The sequence below is a fragment of the Vibrio navarrensis genome, from assembly GCF_000764325.1.
Taxonomy (GTDB): Bacteria; Pseudomonadota; Gammaproteobacteria; order Enterobacterales; family Vibrionaceae; genus Vibrio; species Vibrio navarrensis.
On sequence record NZ_JMCG01000002.1, the window covers coordinates 1,059,596 to 1,078,317 of the forward strand.

Consider the following 18,722-nt stretch of genomic DNA (forward strand, 5'->3'; position numbering starts at 1 on the left):
ACCACTGCCTGCTCACTCAGCCGCTTTTGCACTGCGCTTGGCTTTCTTCGGCTTACTGTGTGGTTTTTTCTTACGCGCTTTTTTTACTTTCTGCTTTTTGTCTGCTCCTTCGACTGGAGCAGGACGTTTGGTCGGTTCGATCACTGGCTCATGAGGCATGGTTTTGCCAGAGGCCTTGGCGATGCCTTTTTTCTTCGCTTTGGCCTTTTCTTTCGCTTCAGCGACACGTTTTTTCGCAGTTTTTCCTTCGCCGCGTAGCTTACGGCTGGTTCCCACCAATTCAAAGTCAATTTGTCTGTCGTCCAGATTGACCGACAGCACTTTCACTTTAACTGCATCGCCGAGACGATAGATGTGCCCAAAGCTTTCGCCAATCAATCTTTGGCCAATCGGATCAAACTGATAGTAGTCATTTGCTAAGGTCGAGATGTGCACTAAGCCATCGATGTGCAGCTCGGTTAAGCGCACAAAGAAACCAAAACTGGTCACATTGGCAATCACACCATCAAGTTCATCGCCAACATGATCCTGCATGTACTCACACTTAAGCCAATCAGCCACCTCGCGAGTCGCATCATCAGCACGGCGCTCAGTCATTGAGCACTGCTCACCGTAGAAATCCATGTCATCGAAAGAGTAGTGGTAACCGCCCGTCGGCGTCCAACGGTCCTGATTACGCCCCTCTTCTTTGGCAATCAGGTATTTGATTGCGCGATGCAGCAAGAGATCCGGATAGCGGCGGATAGGCGAGGTAAAGTGTGCGTAACGCTTCAGCGCCAAGCCAAAGTGACCGGCGTTGTCGGCATTGTAGACCGCTTGCTTCATCGAGCGCAGCAGCATGGTTTGGATCAACTCTTTATCGGCTCGCTCACCGATCTGTTTAACCAAATCAGCGTAATCGGTCGGCGAGGGTTCTAAGCCACCTTTCAGATCAAGCCCTAGCTCGCTGAGAAAATCGCGGAAACCTTGCAAACGCAGCTCTCCAGGAGATTCGTGAATTCGGTACAGAGCGGGCTCTTTGGCTTTTTCCACCAAAGAGGCCGAAGCGATGTTCGCCATGATCATACACTCTTCGATGATCTTGTGCGCATCGTTACGAATCACAGGTTCAATGCTTTCGATCTTACGCTCAGGGTTGAAAATGAACTTGGTTTCCACCGTTTCAAACTCAATCGCACCGCGCTGATCGCGAGCCGCTTTGAGCACTTTGTACATCGCATGCAGCTCTTCCAGATGCGGCACTAAAGCTGCGTAGCGTTCACGCAACTCCTCATCGCCCTCAAGAATGTCGCTCACTTTGGTGTAAGTCAAACGAGCGTGCGAATTCATCACGGCTTCGTAATGTTTGTACCCTGAGAGTTTTCCGGTGTCGGAAATGGTCATTTCGCACACCATGCAGAGGCGATCGACTTGTGGGTTCAAAGAACACAAGCCATTTGACAGTACTTCCGGCAACATAGGTACCACTTGCGATGGGAAGTAAACGGAGTTACCGCGGTTGATGGCTTCTTTGTCGAGCGCCGTATCTGGCCGCACGTAGTAACTCACATCAGCAATCGCCACCCACAAACGCCAGCCACCGCCTTTTTTCTTCTCACAGTAAACCGCATCGTCGAAGTCACGAGCGTCTTCACCATCAATGGTAACAAGTGGCAGTTGGCGCAGATCCACACGTCCAACTTTGGCCTCTTCAGGCACTTCTTCACCTAAGTTGGCGATTTGCTTTTCCACTTCCTGCGGCCATTCGTGTGGGATCTGGTGGGTACGAATCGCAATCTGCGTCTCCATACCAGGCGCCATGTTCTCGCCTAACACTTCCACCACTTTGCCCATCATGCCACGAGAGCGGGCGCCACGGTCAGTGATTTCAATAACGACCACATTGCCCATGCGTGCTCCCGCTTTCAGTTCATTCGGGATCAGAATATCTTGGCTAATGCGCGAGTCATCTGGCACCACATAAGAGTAGCCATACTCAAGGAAGAAACGGCCGACGATTTGCGATTGGCGCTCTTCAAGAATGCGCACAAGACGACCTTCGCGACGCCCTCGCTTGCTGTTGTCGGTCGGTTGCACCAAGACATAATCGCCGTGGATCACGCTACGCATCTGGTGGTGCGGCAGCAAGATGTCATCATCTTTGTTGGTGCTGCCATCCGGCCTTACCCAGCCGTGCCCATCTTTGTGTCCAATCACGTAACCTTTGATCATCTCCAGCTTTTCAGGCAAGGCGTAGCACTGACGACGCGTAAACACCAGTTGCCCGTCGCGCTCCATGGCACGCAAGCGGCGTCTTAGCCCTTCGTACTGTTCTTCATCTTTGAGATGCAGCGCTTCAAACAAATCGTTGCGATTCATCGGAACGCCAGCCTGCGCGAGGAATTCAAGAATGAACTCCCTGCTCGGAATGGGATTTTCGTAGTTTTCTGATTCACGATCAGCAAAAGGATCGTTTTGAATTACGTCTGACATAGGCACGCCTATTTAGCAAGGAAGGTATAGCGTTAGTATATCCGAGTCTCTCGATAAGCTACAGAATTGCTTTGAAAAAGAATGGCTACGCTCTAGCAAGAAGAATCATCAGTTCTGCATTATCACTCAATAAATCGTCAATCGTGCATTGATCCAGTTCCGCTAAAAACGCTTGTTTTGCACGCGCCAGTCGCTCTTTCAAACGACATGCAGGGGTGATGTGACAAAACTCTGCTGAACAGTTGACCAGTACCAAAGGTTCTAAGTCTCTGACCACTTCACCGACCGAGATCGTGCTAGCCGGACGATTGAGACGAATGCCGCCGTTTTTTCCTCGCACGGTTTGAATGTAGCCAAGTTGACCAAGACGATTGATCACCTTCACTAGATGGTTTCGAGAAACTGAAAACAGATCAGTTACTTCGGTAATATTAGTCAACTGATTTTCGGGTAAGGAAGCAAGATAAATCAGGGTACGTAAACCGTAATCGGTAAAACTGGTTAGTTGCATTTTGCTCTCCTGTGTCGTTTTGAAAGTCTAAAACTTTTCTTGCGTGAAAGATACATTTGAGATACAACTTTAAACATGCATTGATAATGCAACTTAAAACTTATTACTAATAAAAACTGCTCACTCTCTTCAAAGGAAGCCCGCTATGCTCAGCGAAAACACTATCCAGATTGTTAAATCCACCGCGCCACTTCTGGCAGAAACTGGTCCTCAATTGACCGCGCATTTCTACCAACGCATGTTTACCCATCACCCCGAACTCAAAGAAATTTTTAACATGAGTAATCAGCGTAACGGCGATCAGCGAGAAGCTTTGTTTAATGCAATTTGCGCTTATGCCAACAACATCGACAACCTTCCTGCCCTGCTAGGAGCGGTCGAAAAAATCGCCCACAAGCATTCCAGCTTTCTCATCTCTGCCGACCAATACCAGATTGTTGGCAGCCACTTGCTTGCCACCATTGATGAGCTTTTTTCGCCAGGAGAAGCCGTGATCAATGCGTGGGCCGAAGCATATGGCGTGTTAGCCAATCTCTTTATTGCCCGAGAAGAGCAGATTTATCAGCATAATCAAGCGCAAGAAGGTGGATGGCGTGGGGTACGCGAATTTGAATTGATCGATAAACACTATGAAAGCAGCACCATTTGCAGCTTCGTTTTCAAACCCAGCGATGGCTTAAACGTTGCTCGCTATAAACCGGGGCAATACATTGGCATTCATATCCAGCACCCAAGCCTTGAGCATCAAGAGATCCGTCAATACAGTTTATCGAGTGCGCCACAAGAGGGGGTCTATCGAATTTCCGTAAAACGCGAGTCCGGCGGTTTGGTATCCAACTATCTGCACGATACACTGCAAGTTGGCGAAACGGTCAAACTCACCGCACCTGCGGGGGATTTTTACCTCGACGTCACGCCCCAAACCCCAGTCGTACTTATCTCTGCTGGTGTCGGCTTAACCCCGATGCTTGCCATGCTGGAAAGCTTATCCGAGCATCAAGCGCCGCTTACTTGGGTGCATGCAACGGAAAATGGCCAGCAGCACGCCTTTAAACAACACACCAAGGCTTTAGTTTCCAAGCTCGAACAGGGGCAAACAGCAATTTGGTACAATCAGCCACGCACCGAAGATCGCCTCGGCGATGATTTTCATTTCACGGGTTTGCTCAAACTGGATGAGATACGCGACAAGCTACAAGCAGAGAATGCGCAAGTTTACCTTTGTGGGCCCATTGGTTTTATGCAATATGCCGCCGAGCAGTTAGTTGCGCTTGGCCTCTCCAGTGAGCAAATCCATTACGAGTGTTTTGGCCCACATAAAGTGATGTAACTTGGCTGAACATTAAGACTCAACAGAAACAACAAAGCCCACTCAGCGAAGTGGGCTTTGTTATAAAGAGTGAGAAAATTTGACTACTACCAGAAGGTGTCGCGCCGCTTAGCTCGGGCAATGATATTCTCTGGCATGCGCTGCTCCAAACCTTGCCGCAACATTGAGATGCGCTGATGCTGCCTTTGATCCGCCGTGACAGAATTATATAGCCAGCGATAGGCATCTTCGTAATCTAAAGGGCTGCCATAATCTCGCAGCAGTAGCTCCGCTAAGTGTATGCGAGCATTTAAATTACCCATAGCAGCAGCCTCACGTAAGTAAGGAATGGCACGTTCTTTATCTTGCTGAACTAAAGTCCCACGCGAGTAGTAACGCCCAAGCTGTTCCAGCGCAGCAGGTAAGCCTTGATGCGCCGCGTTTTCCATGTAGTAGAGACCGAGCTCGACGTCTTGGTCAACACACACACCCCAAGCCAACATATCACCGTATAAAAACTCGTATGCGGGCAAGCTGATCCGTGTAGCGCGCGCGACAATATCTTCCACCAGCTGACAATTGTCTGCCCGTACTCGTTCCAGGTGCTTATTCTGCTCAATCAGCTTGATAAGCTCTGCTTCGGTATAGATGGGTACCGGCGCCCCGACATCAGCAACACTGGCTTTAGTAAAAGGAGCACTCAACACCAACAGTAGCGAAGCAGCCACCGTTCGTAATTTCATATTCATCACTCTTTAATGTTTATCTGGCAACCAGGATCTCCGGAGGATCTCGCGGGCTTGATAACATTATCGGCAACGTATCGCACAGCTTTAGACAAAAGTTGCCATCCACAGGCAATAGATTGCCACGCCGTGATGACATTTGCATCACTCTGCTCAAAAAAAGCACAAAACTAACTGGTGGGATAAAAAAACCGACCATCGTGGTCGGTTTCTTATCATTCGTGAGCAAAGATTAAGATTCGAAAGGATGAACCTTAATGATGGTCTCATTGCGATCTGGGCCAGTAGAGATAATGTCTACCGGTACGCCAGTAAGCTCTTCGATACGCTTGATGTAATCGATCGCCGCTTTTGGTAAATCAGCCAGTGATTTCGCGCCAAAAGTATTCTCTGACCAACCCGGCATGGTTTCGTAGATTGGCGTCGCTTTGTCAAACGCTTCTGCCGCCATTGGAGAAACTTCTAGGATTGAACCATCTTCCATTTGGTAAGCGGTACAAATTTTCAGCTCTTTCAGACCATCCAGTACGTCCAACTTAGTTAGACAGAAACCAGACACTGAGTTGATTTGAATGGCGCGACGCATCGCAACAGCATCAAACCAGCCACAACGACGCTTACGACCTGTGGTTGCACCAAACTCATGCCCTTTCACACCTAAGTGTTCACCGACATCGTCAAACAGTTCGGTTGGGAATGGACCAGCGCCCACACGAGTACAGTAAGCTTTTGCGATACCTAGGATATAGCCAAGGTAACGAGGACCAAAACCAGAACCTGCAGCAACACCACCAGCAGTTGTGTTAGATGACGTCACGTATGGGTAAGTACCGTGGTCAATATCAAGTAGCGTACCTTGAGCACCTTCGAACATGATCTTGTCGCCACGCTTGCGTGCTGCGTCAAGTTCGTCCGTCACGTCAATTACCATAGATGTAAGCAGCTCAGCATAGCCTTTTGCTTGCTCAAGCACTTCATCGTAGCTTACTGGTTCCGCTTTGTAGAAGTTCACGAGTTGGAAGTTATGGTACTCCATCACTTCTTTCAGTTTTTCCGCAAAGGATACCATATCGAACAAGTCACCCACGCGCAGACCGCGGCGAGCCACTTTATCTTCGTACGCAGGACCAATACCACGACCGGTAGTACCAATCGCTTTCTTACCACGCGCAATTTCACGCGCTTGGTCGAGCGCAACGTGGTATTGAAGAATCAGAGGACAAGCTTCAGAAATGAACAGACGTTCGCGAACTGGAATACCACGCTCTTCAAGAGGTTTCATCTCTTTGATGAGCGCTTCAGGTGAAAGCACAACGCCGTTACCGATAACGCATTTAACGTTATTACGCAGAATACCTGATGGGATTAAGTGGAGAACGGTTTTCTCACCGTCGATTACAAGAGTGTGACCAGCATTGTGACCGCCTTGGTAGCGAACCACATACTTTGCATCTTCAGTCAAAAGGTCAACGATTTTGCCTTTACCTTCGTCACCCCATTGGGTGCCCAGAACGACTACGTTATTTGCCATCTTTCCAAATCTGATTGATAGTTAAAAAAGGATTCTAGCACCGAATTACGCGTCTTGCAGTCATTTTTTGTTCACACGACTTGGGAACAAAAGATGGAAAAAACGAGTGCATACTTTTTCATCCCACACTTCACTGCTACCATACTCTCTTGCTTTTTAGATGGATATGGATTCTATGGCAGATTCACTTTGGGTTGCATTGGGGCTTGTTTTGATTGTTGAAGGGCTGGGACCTTTGCTCGCACCTCGAGGATGGCGCAGCATGGTGGCGCAGCTCAGCGAGCAACCCGACCATCAGTTGCGCCGCATTGGCGGTTGCCTAGTGGTTGCTGGGGCTGTGATCGCTTACATGATGAGTCACTGATAAAAAAGGCTCCAACAACGGGAGCCTTTCGATTTGTGCGGTTTAGCGCTTACTTAGCTTCAACGCCTTTACCACTGTTCATATACTGGAAGAAATCACTCTTAGGATCAAGCACCAAGATGTCACTCTTCTCACTGAAGGATTTCTCATAAGCTTTCAGCGAACGTAAGAACTGGTAAAACTCAGGATCTTTGCTGTACACATCTGAATAAATCTTCGCGGCTTTAGCATCAGCATCACCACGAGTTACGCGAGCTGTTTTATCCGCTTCTGCTAAGATAGTCGCCACTTCAAGTTCTGCTTGAGCGCGAATGACTTCGGCTTTTTCACGACCTTGAGAGCGGTGTTTACGAGCTACTGACTCACGTTCAGCACGCATACGGCGATAGATAGACTCACTAATCTCATCTGGGAGGTTGATTTTCTTAATACGGAAATCTACCACTTTCACGCCTAAATCTTTCAGTGCGCCTTTACGCGTATCTGCCAACACATTTTCCATCACTTGGTCACGCTGACCATCGATTTCCAATGCTTGTTTTGCAGCCTCTGTCGTGACGACTTCGTCATCAGCACTTTCCGGCAAGACATCTCTATTACGTGGCCCTGAAACAATTTGCTTGATTTCACGAGAACCGATTTCAGAACGAAGAATGTCGGTCACTTTACGCTCTAACAGTGCCTGAGCAGTCAATGTATTGCCACCACCCGTTGCCAAGTAGTATTGACCAAAGTCTTCAATACGCCATTTGACATAGGTATCGATGATCACATCTTTTTTCTCTGAAGTCACAAAACGGTCAGAGCGACCATCCATCGTTTGGATGCGCGCATCTAACGTTCTTACTCGATCAAACAGTGGCATTTTAAAATGCAAACCTGGCTCGTAGATTCGAGCAATTTCATTGTTATCTTTCAGAATACGACCGAAACGGACAACGATACCACGCTCACCTTCAGGAATGACAAACAGCGACATCAACATCAATACCAGTGCAATCACTAATACTGGGATCATTAACTTACGCATTACTAGTATCTCCCTTGACGTGTATTGCTAGAACGAGGCGGAGTATTACTGCCGTCACTACTGCTGATCGGTGAATCAAGCTCAATCTGATCATACGCTGATGACGATTTATCTTGACGTTTGGTGCCACTCTTACTCTCTTGGCCTGTAATTCGATCCAACGGTAGATAAAGCATATTGCCACTGGATTCTGAATCAATCAGCACTTTAGATGTATTTGAATACACTTCTTCCATGGTATCTAGGTAGAGACGATTACGTGTCACGTCTGGCGCGGCTTGATACTCAGGGAGCAGTTTTTCAAACTGTGCCACTTGACCCAACGCTTCGTTAATCGTGCGTTCCGTATAACCTTGCGCTTCTTTCTTCAAACGTTCTGCTCGGCCTGTTGCTTTAGGCAGAATTTCGTTCTTATACGCTTCAGATTCACGAATGAAACGCTCTTCATCTTCTCGCGCCGCAATCGCATCATCGAAAGCATCTTTTACTTGCTCTGGCGGACGAGCCGACTGGAAGTTAACATCGACAATCATTAAGCCCATATCATAGCTATCAATGATTTGATTTAAGGTTGTTTGGGTGCTTTGACGAATTTGCTGACGGCCACTGGTTAAGATGCTGTCCATTAGGGCGTCACCCACCACGGCACGCAGTGCTGAGTCGGTTGCTTGGCGTAAGCTATCGTCAGCATTAGTCACACGATACAAGTATTTGTATGGATCAGACACGCGATATTGTACATCCATGCCGACCGTGACCACGTTTTCATCTTTGGTCAACATCAAACCTGATGCACGCAGTGAGCGAATCGCTTGTACGTTAACGGTAGTCACTTCATCAACAAAGCGAGGACGCCAGTTCAACCCTGGGTCAACGATGCGATCATACTTACCTAAACGCAGTACGACACCACGCTCAGCTTCACCAACGGTATAGAAACCAGAAAAGAACCATACTGCAACGGCGATTACGGCAATGACCCCAAAGCCAATTGCGCTACCACCAGAGAATGAAGGCCCTTTGCCTCCTTTGTTGCCAAACTTGCCACCCAGCTTTTGACTTAGCTTGTTAAACACTTCATCCAAATCCGGCGGCCCTTGGTCTCGGCCCCCCGGACGCTGGCCACCGCGATTATTGTTACCCCAAGGGTCATTATCGCGGCCATTGTTGCCGTTGTTATTTCCAGGCTCATTCCACGCCATTAGAAAGCTCCATCATTTGATATGACGTTATACTGTAGCAGTCCTTTAAGTAACGATAAAGTCACGCAAAACTGCCCCTTCTTTTTTTTCAAGTCTAGACCAATCCACTTGCTGCATTCGAATATCGATCAACAAGTTACCATCCTGGTCGTATTCTTCCTGCTGAATACACTTCATTTGGAAAAATATACTGCGAATTCTTCCTTGATGCTGTGGAGGGATTCGCAACTGATACTCGATGATCTGGGACGCTAACCGTTCGGTGAGCGCTGCGAACAACAAGTCGATGCCCTTTCCTTCCATAGCTGAGACCCAAACAACGCGAGGAACACCTTCATCATCACGCTCGATGCGTGGACGCTGATCTTCCATGTTGTCGATCTTGTTCATCACGACCAAAGTCGGGATTTCATGTGCATCAATTTCCGTCAACACATCGTGAACAGCTTGAATATTCTCACGAAAACGCTCGTCACTGGCATCAACAACATGTAACAAAATGTCAGCTTCTTGCGTCTCTTGCAAGGTGGCTTTAAATGCAGCCACCAAATCATGTGGCAGATGTCGAATAAAGCCAACGGTGTCAGCCAAAATTGCAGGGCCAACATCCATCAAGTCGATTTTACGCAGCGTCGGATCCAACGTGGCAAACAGTTGATCCGCGGCGTAAACACCGGCTTCGGTAATGCGGTTAAATAGGGTAGATTTCCCCGCGTTGGTATACCCGACCAATGAAAGGGTGGGTATTTCGGCGCGATTTCGAGCACGACGCCCCTGTTCACGTTGCTTCGATACCTTTTCTAGGCGACGAAGTATCGCTTTGATCCGCTCACGCAATAAACGGCGGTCCGTTTCTAACTGAGTTTCACCCGGTCCTCGCAGACCAATACCACCTTTTTGTCTTTCCAGGTGCGTCCAACCACGAATTAAGCGCGTAGAGATATGTCTCAGTTGAGCCAGTTCGACTTGAAGTTTACCTTCATGGGTTCGTGCTCGTTGAGCGAAGATATCAAGAATCAGGCCTGTGCGATCGATAACACGACACTGACACAGTCTTTCGAGGTTGCGTTCCTGGGCAGGAGAGAGAGCGTGATTAAAAATCACAATTTCAGCGCCAGTCATTTGCACTGCCTGTGCAATTTCCTGCGCCTTACCCTCTCCGACGTAGTATTTCGGGTGCGGGGAACGGCGACTGCCCGTAATCACTTGCAGTGTCGTTACCCCAGCGGAAGAGACTAGCATTTCGCATTCTGCTAAGTCTTCCCACTCACCTTCTTGCGTGAAGTTGATATGAACAAGTACGGCTCGCTCACCGGATTCATAACGGTCAAACAAGCAATCAACTCCTTAATGTAGTAACACGATCGACGAAAAGATTAATCTTCAGACTTATCTTGTGGACGATCCGATGGGCTACGCTCGCCGCTGTGGTGGCTTACTGGACGCGCCGGTACAACGGTAGAGATAGCGTGCTTGTAAACCATTTGGTTAACGGTGTTTTTTAGTAGGATCACAAACTGATCAAATGATTCAATTTGACCTTGTAGTTTGATGCCGTTTACCAAATAGATAGACACTGGAATACGCTCACGACGGAGTGCATTTAGAAATGGGTCTTGTAGAGATTGCCCCTTAGCCATTTTATTTTCCTTATTTAATTTGTAGTTGTAATTATTTAGCTAGTGGTGCACTGCAAAAGAGACTGCCTTTGCATCTGAGCTAAACGAACAAAATAACACTCTAGTTATTCGCCAGTTGTCACCAACGTCGCCAATAACGATCCTTCAGTGAGTGTATTCACGCAAAAACGATCACATTATACACAGCTATCTCAATCAGATGCTATGGCTTCTGAAAGAGTTTCTAATGACTGTTCAATGTCCTCGCTATCTAACCAAGTTAGGTTATCCCAGCTGCGCAGCCAGGTAATCTGTCGCTTGGCCAATTGACGGGTGGCGCAGATGCCGCGATAAATCGCTTCGTCTAGAGTGCCATTTCCGTCTAAATAGTCCCACATCTGCCGATAACCGACACATCGAATAGAAGGAAGATCCGGATGAAGATCCTCGCGTGCGTGCAAGGTTTTCATCTCTTGTTCAAATCCCGCTTCCATCATTTTGTCGAAGCGCAGCTCAATACGACGATGGAGTTCTGCCCTATCCTTGGGAGCTATTGCAAACTGTTTGACGCGAAACGGCAGGCTTTCGCCTTTGGTTTGCGTCAACTCAGTAAGAGTTTTACCTGAAATGCGAAAAACTTCCAATGCCCTAGATAATCTTTGTGGATCATTAGGATGAATTCTCGCCGCCGACACAGGATCGATCTCTTTGAGTTCATCGTGCAATACTGACCAACCTTTAGTCAATGCCTCTTGCTCAATTTGCTGACGTATTTCAGGGTTTGCGGCAGGTAATGGTGATAAACCTTCTAATAACGCCTTAAAATACAACATGGTACCGCCAACCAATAGCGGTATTTTCCCCTGCGAAGCAATCTCGTTCATCGCTTGCAACGCATCTCGGCGAAAATCTGCCGCTGAATAAGATTGCGCCGGATCCAAGATATCGATCAATCGATGAGGCGCTAACTGCTGCTCCCGCTCGTCCGGTTTTGCCGTGCCAATATCCATGCCTTTATAGATCAGCGCAGAGTCCACACTGATGATCTCAACCGGATATTTCTGACGTAAGCGAATGGCCAGTTCCGTTTTTCCCGATGCGGTAGGCCCCATCAAAAACAAGGCCAAAGGTAATCTGTCTGTCATGGTTTCAGTTTTGCTATCGTCGCTGAGAAATCGATCTCTGTGAGCAATTTGCCATCTTGCAATGGAAGTAGACCCTGCCAGAGCTGTTCGAGTTCCGAAATAATTTGAATTGCTTCAGAAAGAGTATAGTGACTTTTCACTTTGGTGATGCGCAGAGCGAGCCAATGGGCCAGCAGCGAAACACAACTTTCATTCCTAGCTTCCTGAGCAAATGAAGCTGCGTAAGATAGCAGATCTGGGATCAGAAGTTGTAGGTTTTGTTGCCGAAGCGGCGCAGGGACACCCATCACCAGCAAGGCTTTGTCATGGCGTGGTTTAAACTGAAGGCCAAAACGCGCAAAAGTTTGCTCTAGCTGCGCAGAGACTGACATCTGCTCTGAGTTCAATTTGAGTGACAGCGGCACCAGCAAGGGTTGAGATTTCAATGCTTGTGCAGTGGTATTGAGCTGACCTAGGCAGCGATAATACTCTGCCCTAGCCAGAGACAGTAGAAAACTGCCTGACTTGCTGCCCATCAGCACGTAGACTTGCTCTACAATCGCGACCGCCTTACCCAGCTCACTCGGCGCATGAGCTGTCTGCGTTTGCAAAGACTCAACGCGCGGCATTGTCTCTACAGGAGAAGGCATCTCCGGCGTCTGCAATAGATCTTGGTAAGCTTTGAGTTGCTGTTTAGAGGGCGCTGGTGTGGGCTGATATTCTGCGCCACCACGCCCCGATGAAGATCGACGAGATTCTTGCCAAGCCTGACGCGCTGGCGGTTTTTCGCCACGAGTGGGAGAAACACAAGCTTCGGCAACGCCTGAGGCGGCTTCACTGTCATGTGCCACTTGTTTACGCGGATAAGCCGGCGATTTATCTATCGCTTGATAAACGGAATCTGGTACTGCATCAACCGCTTCATCGGCCGAAGATTCATTTTCTGGCTCGGTGGGATGATGAAATGCGGAAGCACTTATCTGCGGCGCTTCAATCACGTCACTTTGTGCCAAAGCACTGGCCAGCGCTTGGTAGATGAAGTCATGCACTAAGCGCGCTTGGTGAAAACGCACTTCATGTTTGGCTGGATGGACGTTGACATCGACCTGATGAGGATCCAGTTCAATAAACAGCACATAGGCGGCGAACTGTTCCGGTTTTAAACTGTTTTCGTAGCTCTGACGGATCGCATGGTTGATGAGTTTATCGCGCATCATCCGTCCATTCACATAACAATACTGCAAATCACTTTGCTGGCGCGCGCCCTCTGGCGTGGTGATCCAGCCATGAAGTTTTAACCCTTGATGCTCCAGTTCAATCGCCAACATATGGCGAACAAACGCGTTGCCACAAACTGAAGCCAAGCGCTTTTCTGCTTGGCTGGGCGTTTTCGCCGCTCGATACTGCCGAACCACCTTGCCATTATGACGCAGTGTGATACTGACATCGAAACGGCTGAGCGCAATACGTTTGAGCAGCTCATCAATATGGGCAAATTCGGTTTTCTCCGTACGTAGGAATTTGCGCCGCGCAGGGGTGTTAAAAAACAGGTCTAATACTTCAACTGTTGTGCCGATCGGGTGAGCGGTCGGTTGCAGATTCACCTGCATGTCACGCCCTTCCGTATACGCACTCCAAGCTTGCTCTTGGGTTGTCGGACGAGACGTGAGCGTAAGACGTGAGACAGAGCTAATACTCGCCAGCGCTTCGCCGCGAAAACCAAGGCTCATGATCGCTTCTAAATCATCTAAAGTATGAATTTTCGATGTCGCATGACGGCTGAGCGCCAGACCTAATTCGTCTTTGCAAATACCCGAACCGTTATCGCGAATTCGAATCAGCTTAGCGCCGCCTTTCTCGATATCGATATCAATGCGAGTCGCCCCGGAGTCGAGGCTATTTTCCACTAACTCTTTCACCACCGAAGCGGGCCTTTCAACCACTTCCCCGGCAGCAATCTGGTTGGCGAGCCTAGCGGGTAATATTTTGATTGCCATACGCCCGCCTACTTGTTGGGAATAATCAATATCTGCCCAACCGCGAGTTCATCGGAACGCAGATTATTGGCCGAGCGGATACTGGCGACGCTGACATCATACTTGGCCGCGATTTTGCTCAGGTATTCACCGCGCACTACCTTGTGTTTACGGATCGGCTTGTCTTTTAAACTGACGGTGATTTTTAGCTTCTGCCCAACCCATAAGGTATCGGACTTAAGATTGTTTTCCTTCCGGATATCATCGACGCTCACCTTATAGTGCTCGGCAATCTTGCCTAAATACTCACCACGGCCGACAGTGTGGGTAATGCGCTCCGTTTCCACTGTATTTGGCTTTTCCGGAATGATCGCCGCGGTCGGCGCGCCATTGTCGATGCGTAGCGTTTGTCCAATCGCCAAAGTGGAACTTTTCAGTTTGTTGTCCCGCATAATCGCTTGCGTCGTTGTGCCATATTGTTTGGCAATCAGCGACAGCGATTCACCGCGCTTCACCGTATGCCAAATCGGTTTCGCATTGGCCGAGAAAACCGTTCCTTCTGGTGGGTTATCTTGCAAGTATTTAATCACCGCTTTAGAAATAGCCTTCGCGAGCTTGTCTTGGTGAGCACGTTGGAACAGCAGTTTCTCTTCGGTCGGGTTGGAGATAAATCCCGTTTCGACCAGCACCGATGGGATCTGTGGTGAGCGTAGCACCGCTAAGCTGGTATTGATCGGATTTTCGTTGTGCAGTTTTGCTACCTTGCCCATTTCGCCGAGGATCTCGGTGGCAAGCTTGTAGCCCTCTTTCTGCGAATGGCTAAATTGCAGATCCAGCAAGGTTTGGTTAACGTTTTTGTCGTTGACGTTCGCAAATGCAGTACCTGCCCCGCCCAAAATCTCCGACTGTTTCTCGTGGTTTTCTACCCAACGCGCAATCTCTGTATTGGCGCGACGTGTATTGAGAACGAATACCGAACCACCACGAGGCTGTGGCGAGGTAAAGGCATCGGCGTGAATCGAGATCAGCAGATGAGCCTCGTTTTCGCGGGCAATCGCAACACGACGGTTTAAATTGACAAAATAGTCGCCAGAGCGAGTGAGCTGGGTTTTGATTCCCGGCACAGCGTCGAGCTCTGCCGCGATCTTTTTTGAGATACTTAAGGTGGCATTTTTTTCGTATCGGCGTGTTGGGCCAATAGAGCCGGGATCTTCACCGCCGTGTCCCGGATCAATCACAATCAGAATTTCTTCCGCTCGATGGACAGATTGAATGTCTTTACTGACACTGGGTGTCTGTGAGGTCGATGCGTTCGTTGTGCGCTCTTTATGCGGTAAATCGATCACCAAACGGTGACCATAACCGCCGCCAGGGGTCGGTGCCAGCTTAAACAGCTCCGCCTGAGAACGCTTTTTCAGTTCAAACACCAGTCGGTAAGTGCCCGATTCTGGGGGCGAACTTTTACGGATTTTGCTCAATACCGGGCTGTCTGCCACCGTGACTGGCAGTTTTGCGCCCAAACTCGTCTTCTTTAAATCAACCACCAAACGGTCTGGCTTAGTGAGGGAGAAATAACTGAAATCCGCCTCATCCGCTAAATCGATCACCACGCGGGTTTCATCCGGAGAAGGCCAAACCCTGACACTTTGCAGAACGTTGGCAAAAGCCCACGCAGGCAGAAGAAGACAAACCGCTGACAGCCATATCGCAGCGGTTTTGATGCACTTTAAACTCAACTTAACTCCAATTTACTGAGCAGCTCAATGCCATACGGGTTGTTTGCTGTTAGTTGCGCGATGCGAGCTTCACCTTGATAGCGAATGTCGATGTCTAAATCCGGCTCGGGCAGCAACCCCGCGCCTTTTTCTGGCCATTCGACCAAGCAGACAGCATCGGCGGTAAAATAGTCACGAATCCCCATAAACTCCAACTCTTCAGGATCAGCCAAACGATATAGATCGAAGTGGCACACCTGCCAGTTGGCTAATTGATAGGGTTCAACTAAGGTGTAGGTCGGGCTTTTAACATTGCCCTCATGGCCCAAAGCACGAACAAAACCACGACTGAATGTGGTTTTTCCTGCACCCAAGTCCCCATGCAAATAAATGGTGGTTTGTTGGGAGCAAAGATTGGCAAGCTGTGCGCCAAGATTAATGGTGGCCTGCTCATCTTTAAGTTCGAACTGCTTTACATGCATGATCATCGGTCTCTGAATCTGGGAACTGACTATATAAAAATCAAAAGAACAGGAATAGTAAACTGTGTCTGTTTTGAGAGACAAGCGCCTAAATGTCATTTCGTGGAAAAATCCTCCGAGATCGCTCACTAAGCTAGAACCTTGGCCGAAGATCCAGTAAGATCCGCGTCCGTTTTTCATCAGGCAACTCGTATGGACTACCAGCAACTCGCGCAACAGATCAAAATTTGGGGAGCCGAACTCGGTTTTCAAAAAGTCGGGATCTGCGATGTTGATCTGCGTGAACATGAGGCCGAGCTGCAAAAGTGGTTAGATGCAGGCTATCACGGCAGCATGGATTGGATGGCCAGACACGGCATGATGCGTGCTCGACCAGACGAGTTGCTCCCCGGAACCATCCGAGTGATCAGCGTGCGCATCAACTATCTTCCTCCACAAGCGCAGTTTGCTGCAAATCTGGCTGACAAAACTCAAGCCTACATCAGCCGCTACGCCCTGGGCCGTGACTATCATAAGCTAGTTAGAAAGCAGCTCAGTGAACTCGGCAAACGTATTGAAAATGCGGTCGGTGCCTTTGGTTATCGGCCTTTTGTCGATTCAGCCCCCATTTTGGAGCGACCTTTGGCGCAAAAAGCCGGACTTGGTTGGACTGGAAAACATTCACTGATCTTAGATAAAGAAGCTGGCTCTTGGTTTTTCCTCGGCGAACTGCTGGTCGACTTGCCTTTACCTGTCGATGAACCAAGCACCGATGACTGTGGGAAATGCAAAGCGTGTATCACCTCGTGCCCTACCCAAGCCATCGTCGACGACAAAATCGTCGATGCCAGACGCTGTATCTCCTACCTGACCATAGAGTTTTCCGGAGTCATTCCTGAGGAATTTCGTAAAGCAATGGGCAACCGAATTTACGGCTGTGACGATTGTCAGTTAGTTTGCCCGTGGAATCGTGAAGCGGAACTCACCGAGCAGAGCGACTTCCATCGCCGTGACTCGCTACGTCAAGCTGACCTTGTGAATTTGTTTCTGTGGGATGAGCCCACCTTTCTGAAAAAGATGGAAGGTTCGGCGATCCGTCGCATTGGTCACTTGCAGTGGCTGAGAAACTTAGCGATAGCCATGGGGAACGCCCCTTATTCCCTGAAGATTGTGCAAGCATTGCAAGAACGCAAGGGACAAAATGAGCTACTGGATGTTCACATCGATTGGGCCCTAGCAGAACAACTGAACCAATCGGCTGGTTCCTCTACTATCGATATCAAAAACCAAAGGCTAATCCGTATCGTTGAAAAAGGTCTGCCTAGGGACGCGTAAGGAGTGGGCAGAGCACAGAAACACAGTGCAATATTTGACCTCCCTCTCAATTTTCCAAAATGTGGAAAAAATGCAGGAACAATGCATTCTACAGCCATCTCGGAAAAGTTAAGCACATATCCAATCAATGACTAGGATCAAAAAAAGATGCCATTGTGATCCAAATATAACGCATGCATGACTAGTCATAACAACAAAAATCAATAAAAAACATATAGTTAACAGAATTGACCACTAGTATTTTATTAAAGAGGAGAGCAAAGATCCTTTTCTCAGAAGAAAGTCAACTACTGCAGAACATGTTATCAACTAAGTTATCCACAATATGATTTCTGTGGATAAGTCTGTTAGCGAAATAGGGAGATGCCCAGTTTTCTTAAGAAAGCTAGGCTAAATAAGTGATTCAAAAACAAGAGGCAACAAAAAAATATCCGAAAGCGTTTTCCGGATATTTATTTCATTCTTTGGGGTTCATGCTTCTCAGCATTACTAAAGAGCGATGGCTTATAAGCCAGAAGAAATTGGTTGCGGGGCCGGATTTGAACCGACGACCTTCGGGTTATGAGCCCGACGAGCTACCAAGCTGCTCCACCCCGCGTCCGATATTACCGTTAAGCACGGTAATAGCTATGCCATTTACTTAAAAGCAATGGAGCGACACACGAGGCTCCCTTCTTTCAAACAAAAGGCGTGACCTCAACCTTAGCTAGGTTTGCTCATCAACTGAGCTAGTGTCGCATTTCACCGTTAAGTACGATGACAACTTCAATTTGGAGCGACACACGAGGTTCCCTTCTTTAAAACAAAAAGGCGTGACCTCAACCTTGGCAAGGTTGCACTCTACCAACTGAGCTAGTGTCGCAATGATTAAATGCCGGAGCACTTAATACAGAATGTGGTTGCGGGAGCTGGATTTGAACCAACGACCTTCGGGTTATGAGCCCGACGAGCTACCAAGCTGCTCCATCCCGCGTCCGTATTGTGTCACCGTTAGGTACGATGAAGACCATTAAATTGGAGCGACACACGAGGTTCGAACTCGTGACCTCAACCTTGGCAAGGTTGCGCTCTACCAACTGAGCTAGTGTCGCAATGATTAAATGCCAGAGCACTTAATACAGAATGTGGTTGCGGGAGCTGGATTTGAACCAACGACCTTCGGGTTATGAGCCCGACGAGCTACCAAGCTGCTCCATCCCGCGTCCGTATTGTGTCACCGTTAGGTACGATGAAGACCATTAAATTGGAGCGACACACGAGGTTCGAACTCGTGACCTCAACCTTGGCAAGGTTGCGCTCTACCAACTGAGCTAGTGTCGCATTTCAC

General features: G+C 48.4%; 15 protein-coding genes and 6 tRNA genes. 3 read left to right on the top strand and 18 right to left on the bottom strand.

What is annotated here, in order from left to right; genetic code table 11:
- Positions 1 to 12: 12 nt before the first annotated feature.
- Positions 13 to 2,472: a ribonuclease R gene (rnr, locus tag EA26_RS19320; protein ID WP_039431199.1), complete on the bottom strand. Its 2,460-nt coding sequence runs from the start codon at positions 2,470 to 2,472 to the stop codon at positions 13 to 15.
- 85 nt (positions 2,473 to 2,557) lie between these two features.
- Positions 2,558 to 2,983 carry a nitric oxide-sensing transcriptional repressor NsrR gene (gene nsrR / locus EA26_RS19325; protein ID WP_039431201.1) on the bottom strand — a complete coding sequence of 142 codons (426 nt, stop codon included), beginning with the start codon at positions 2,981 to 2,983 and terminating at the stop codon, positions 2,558 to 2,560.
- Positions 2,984 to 3,128: 145 nt separating this feature from the next.
- On the opposite strand from nsrR, the gene hmpA reads away from it, so the two are divergent.
- A complete protein-coding gene (gene hmpA / locus EA26_RS19330) occupies positions 3,129 to 4,313 on the top strand; it encodes an NO-inducible flavohemoprotein (protein WP_039431203.1) in 1,185 nt (394 codons plus the stop codon).
- Positions 4,314 to 4,399: 86 nt separating this feature from the next.
- Here the strand turns inward: hmpA and motX are convergent, their stop codons facing one another.
- On the bottom strand, positions 4,400 to 5,035 hold the full coding sequence (gene motX / locus EA26_RS19335) for a flagellar protein MotX (RefSeq protein WP_039431206.1): 636 nt from the start codon (positions 5,033 to 5,035) through the stop codon (positions 4,400 to 4,402).
- Positions 5,036 to 5,270: 235 nt separating this feature from the next.
- Entirely contained in the window at positions 5,271 to 6,569 is a 1,299-nt protein-coding gene (locus EA26_RS19340) for an adenylosuccinate synthase (RefSeq protein ID WP_039431208.1), read from the bottom strand.
- A gap of 175 nt (positions 6,570 to 6,744) precedes the next feature.
- Here EA26_RS19340 and EA26_RS19345 point away from each other — a divergent pair, with 175 nt between their 5' ends.
- Positions 6,745 to 6,933 carry a DUF2065 domain-containing protein gene (locus EA26_RS19345; RefSeq protein WP_039431210.1) on the top strand — a complete coding sequence of 63 codons (189 nt, stop codon included), beginning with the start codon at positions 6,745 to 6,747 and terminating at the stop codon, positions 6,931 to 6,933.
- A 49-nt stretch (positions 6,934 to 6,982) separates the two neighbouring features.
- Here the strand turns inward: EA26_RS19345 and hflC are convergent, their stop codons facing one another.
- From hflC to tsaE, 8 genes are all read right to left on the bottom strand, one after another.
- Positions 6,983 to 7,963 (bottom strand): protease modulator HflC, encoded by a 981-nt coding sequence (gene hflC / locus EA26_RS19350; RefSeq protein WP_039431213.1) that lies wholly within the window; start codon positions 7,961 to 7,963, stop codon positions 6,983 to 6,985.
- A 2-nt stretch (positions 7,964 to 7,965) separates the two neighbouring features.
- Positions 7,966 to 9,165: an FtsH protease activity modulator HflK gene (gene hflK, locus EA26_RS19355; RefSeq protein ID WP_039431215.1), complete on the bottom strand. Its 1,200-nt coding sequence runs from the start codon at positions 9,163 to 9,165 to the stop codon at positions 7,966 to 7,968.
- Between the two features lie 45 nt (positions 9,166 to 9,210).
- Positions 9,211 to 10,500 carry a ribosome rescue GTPase HflX gene (gene hflX / locus EA26_RS19360; protein WP_039431218.1) on the bottom strand — a complete coding sequence of 430 codons (1,290 nt, stop codon included), beginning with the start codon at positions 10,498 to 10,500 and terminating at the stop codon, positions 9,211 to 9,213.
- 41 nt (positions 10,501 to 10,541) lie between these two features.
- Positions 10,542 to 10,805: an RNA chaperone Hfq gene (gene hfq / locus EA26_RS19365; protein ID WP_039431220.1), complete on the bottom strand. Its 264-nt coding sequence runs from the start codon at positions 10,803 to 10,805 to the stop codon at positions 10,542 to 10,544.
- A 191-nt stretch (positions 10,806 to 10,996) separates the two neighbouring features.
- Positions 10,997 to 11,929: a tRNA (adenosine(37)-N6)-dimethylallyltransferase MiaA gene (gene miaA / locus EA26_RS19370; protein ID WP_039431221.1), complete on the bottom strand. Its 933-nt coding sequence runs from the start codon at positions 11,927 to 11,929 to the stop codon at positions 10,997 to 10,999.
- Entirely contained in the window at positions 11,926 to 13,905 is a 1,980-nt protein-coding gene (mutL, locus tag EA26_RS19375; protein WP_039431223.1) for a DNA mismatch repair endonuclease MutL, read from the bottom strand. Before mutL ends, miaA begins: the two co-directional genes overlap by 4 nt.
- 8 nt (positions 13,906 to 13,913) lie before the next feature.
- Positions 13,914 to 15,605, bottom strand: coding sequence for an N-acetylmuramoyl-L-alanine amidase (locus EA26_RS19380; protein ID WP_235425364.1), 1,692 nt, complete (start codon positions 15,603 to 15,605; stop codon positions 13,914 to 13,916).
- 11 nt (positions 15,606 to 15,616) lie between these two features.
- Complete coding sequence (gene tsaE, locus EA26_RS19385; protein WP_039431710.1) at positions 15,617 to 16,081, bottom strand: tRNA (adenosine(37)-N6)-threonylcarbamoyltransferase complex ATPase subunit type 1 TsaE; 465 nt, start codon at positions 16,079 to 16,081, stop codon at positions 15,617 to 15,619.
- Between the two features lie 192 nt (positions 16,082 to 16,273).
- Between tsaE and queG the strand changes: the two genes are divergently transcribed.
- Positions 16,274 to 17,395, top strand: coding sequence for a tRNA epoxyqueuosine(34) reductase QueG (queG, locus tag EA26_RS19390; protein WP_039431229.1), 1,122 nt, complete (start codon positions 16,274 to 16,276; stop codon positions 17,393 to 17,395).
- Positions 17,396 to 17,917: 522 nt separating this feature from the next.
- On the opposite strand, the gene EA26_RS19395 is transcribed toward queG, so the two are convergent.
- From EA26_RS19395 to EA26_RS19415, 6 genes are all read right to left on the bottom strand, one after another.
- A tRNA-Met gene (locus EA26_RS19395) sits at positions 17,918 to 17,993 on the bottom strand.
- A 173-nt stretch (positions 17,994 to 18,166) separates the two neighbouring features.
- A tRNA-Gly gene (locus tag EA26_RS21820) sits at positions 18,167 to 18,257 on the bottom strand.
- 34 nt (positions 18,258 to 18,291) lie between these two features.
- Positions 18,292 to 18,368: transfer RNA gene (locus EA26_RS19400), tRNA-Met, on the bottom strand.
- A 42-nt stretch (positions 18,369 to 18,410) separates the two neighbouring features.
- Positions 18,411 to 18,486: transfer RNA gene (locus tag EA26_RS19405), tRNA-Gly, on the bottom strand.
- A 34-nt stretch (positions 18,487 to 18,520) separates the two neighbouring features.
- Positions 18,521 to 18,597 (bottom strand) — tRNA-Met (locus EA26_RS19410).
- A 42-nt stretch (positions 18,598 to 18,639) separates the two neighbouring features.
- Positions 18,640 to 18,715: transfer RNA gene (locus tag EA26_RS19415), tRNA-Gly, on the bottom strand.
- Positions 18,716 to 18,722: the final 7 nt, after the last annotated feature.

Excerpts from the sequence above, each read along its gene's own strand:
- queG (WP_039431229.1), top strand. The coding sequence starts at position 16,274 with ATGGACTACCAGCAACTCGCGCAACAGATCAAAATTTGGGGAGCCGAA.
- hflK (WP_039431215.1), bottom strand. The coding sequence starts at position 9,165 with ATGGCGTGGAATGAGCCTGGAAATAACAACGGCAACAATGGCCGCGAT.
- hflC (WP_039431213.1), bottom strand. The coding sequence starts at position 7,963 with ATGCGTAAGTTAATGATCCCAGTATTAGTGATTGCACTGGTATTGATG.
- EA26_RS19345 (WP_039431210.1), top strand. The coding sequence starts at position 6,745 with ATGGCAGATTCACTTTGGGTTGCATTGGGGCTTGTTTTGATTGTTGAA.
- miaA (WP_039431221.1), bottom strand. The coding sequence starts at position 11,929 with ATGACAGACAGATTACCTTTGGCCTTGTTTTTGATGGGGCCTACCGCA.
- hmpA (WP_039431203.1), top strand. The coding sequence starts at position 3,129 with ATGCTCAGCGAAAACACTATCCAGATTGTTAAATCCACCGCGCCACTT.
- hfq (WP_039431220.1), bottom strand. The coding sequence starts at position 10,805 with ATGGCTAAGGGGCAATCTCTACAAGACCCATTTCTAAATGCACTCCGT.
- tsaE (WP_039431710.1), bottom strand. The coding sequence starts at position 16,081 with ATGCATGTAAAGCAGTTCGAACTTAAAGATGAGCAGGCCACCATTAAT.
- rnr (WP_039431199.1), bottom strand. The coding sequence starts at position 2,472 with ATGTCAGACGTAATTCAAAACGATCCTTTTGCTGATCGTGAATCAGAA.
- motX (WP_039431206.1), bottom strand. The coding sequence starts at position 5,035 with ATGAAATTACGAACGGTGGCTGCTTCGCTACTGTTGGTGTTGAGTGCT.
- nsrR (WP_039431201.1), bottom strand. The coding sequence starts at position 2,983 with ATGCAACTAACCAGTTTTACCGATTACGGTTTACGTACCCTGATTTAT.
- mutL (WP_039431223.1), bottom strand. The coding sequence starts at position 13,905 with ATGGCAATCAAAATATTACCCGCTAGGCTCGCCAACCAGATTGCTGCC.
- EA26_RS19340 (WP_039431208.1), bottom strand. The coding sequence starts at position 6,569 with ATGGCAAATAACGTAGTCGTTCTGGGCACCCAATGGGGTGACGAAGGT.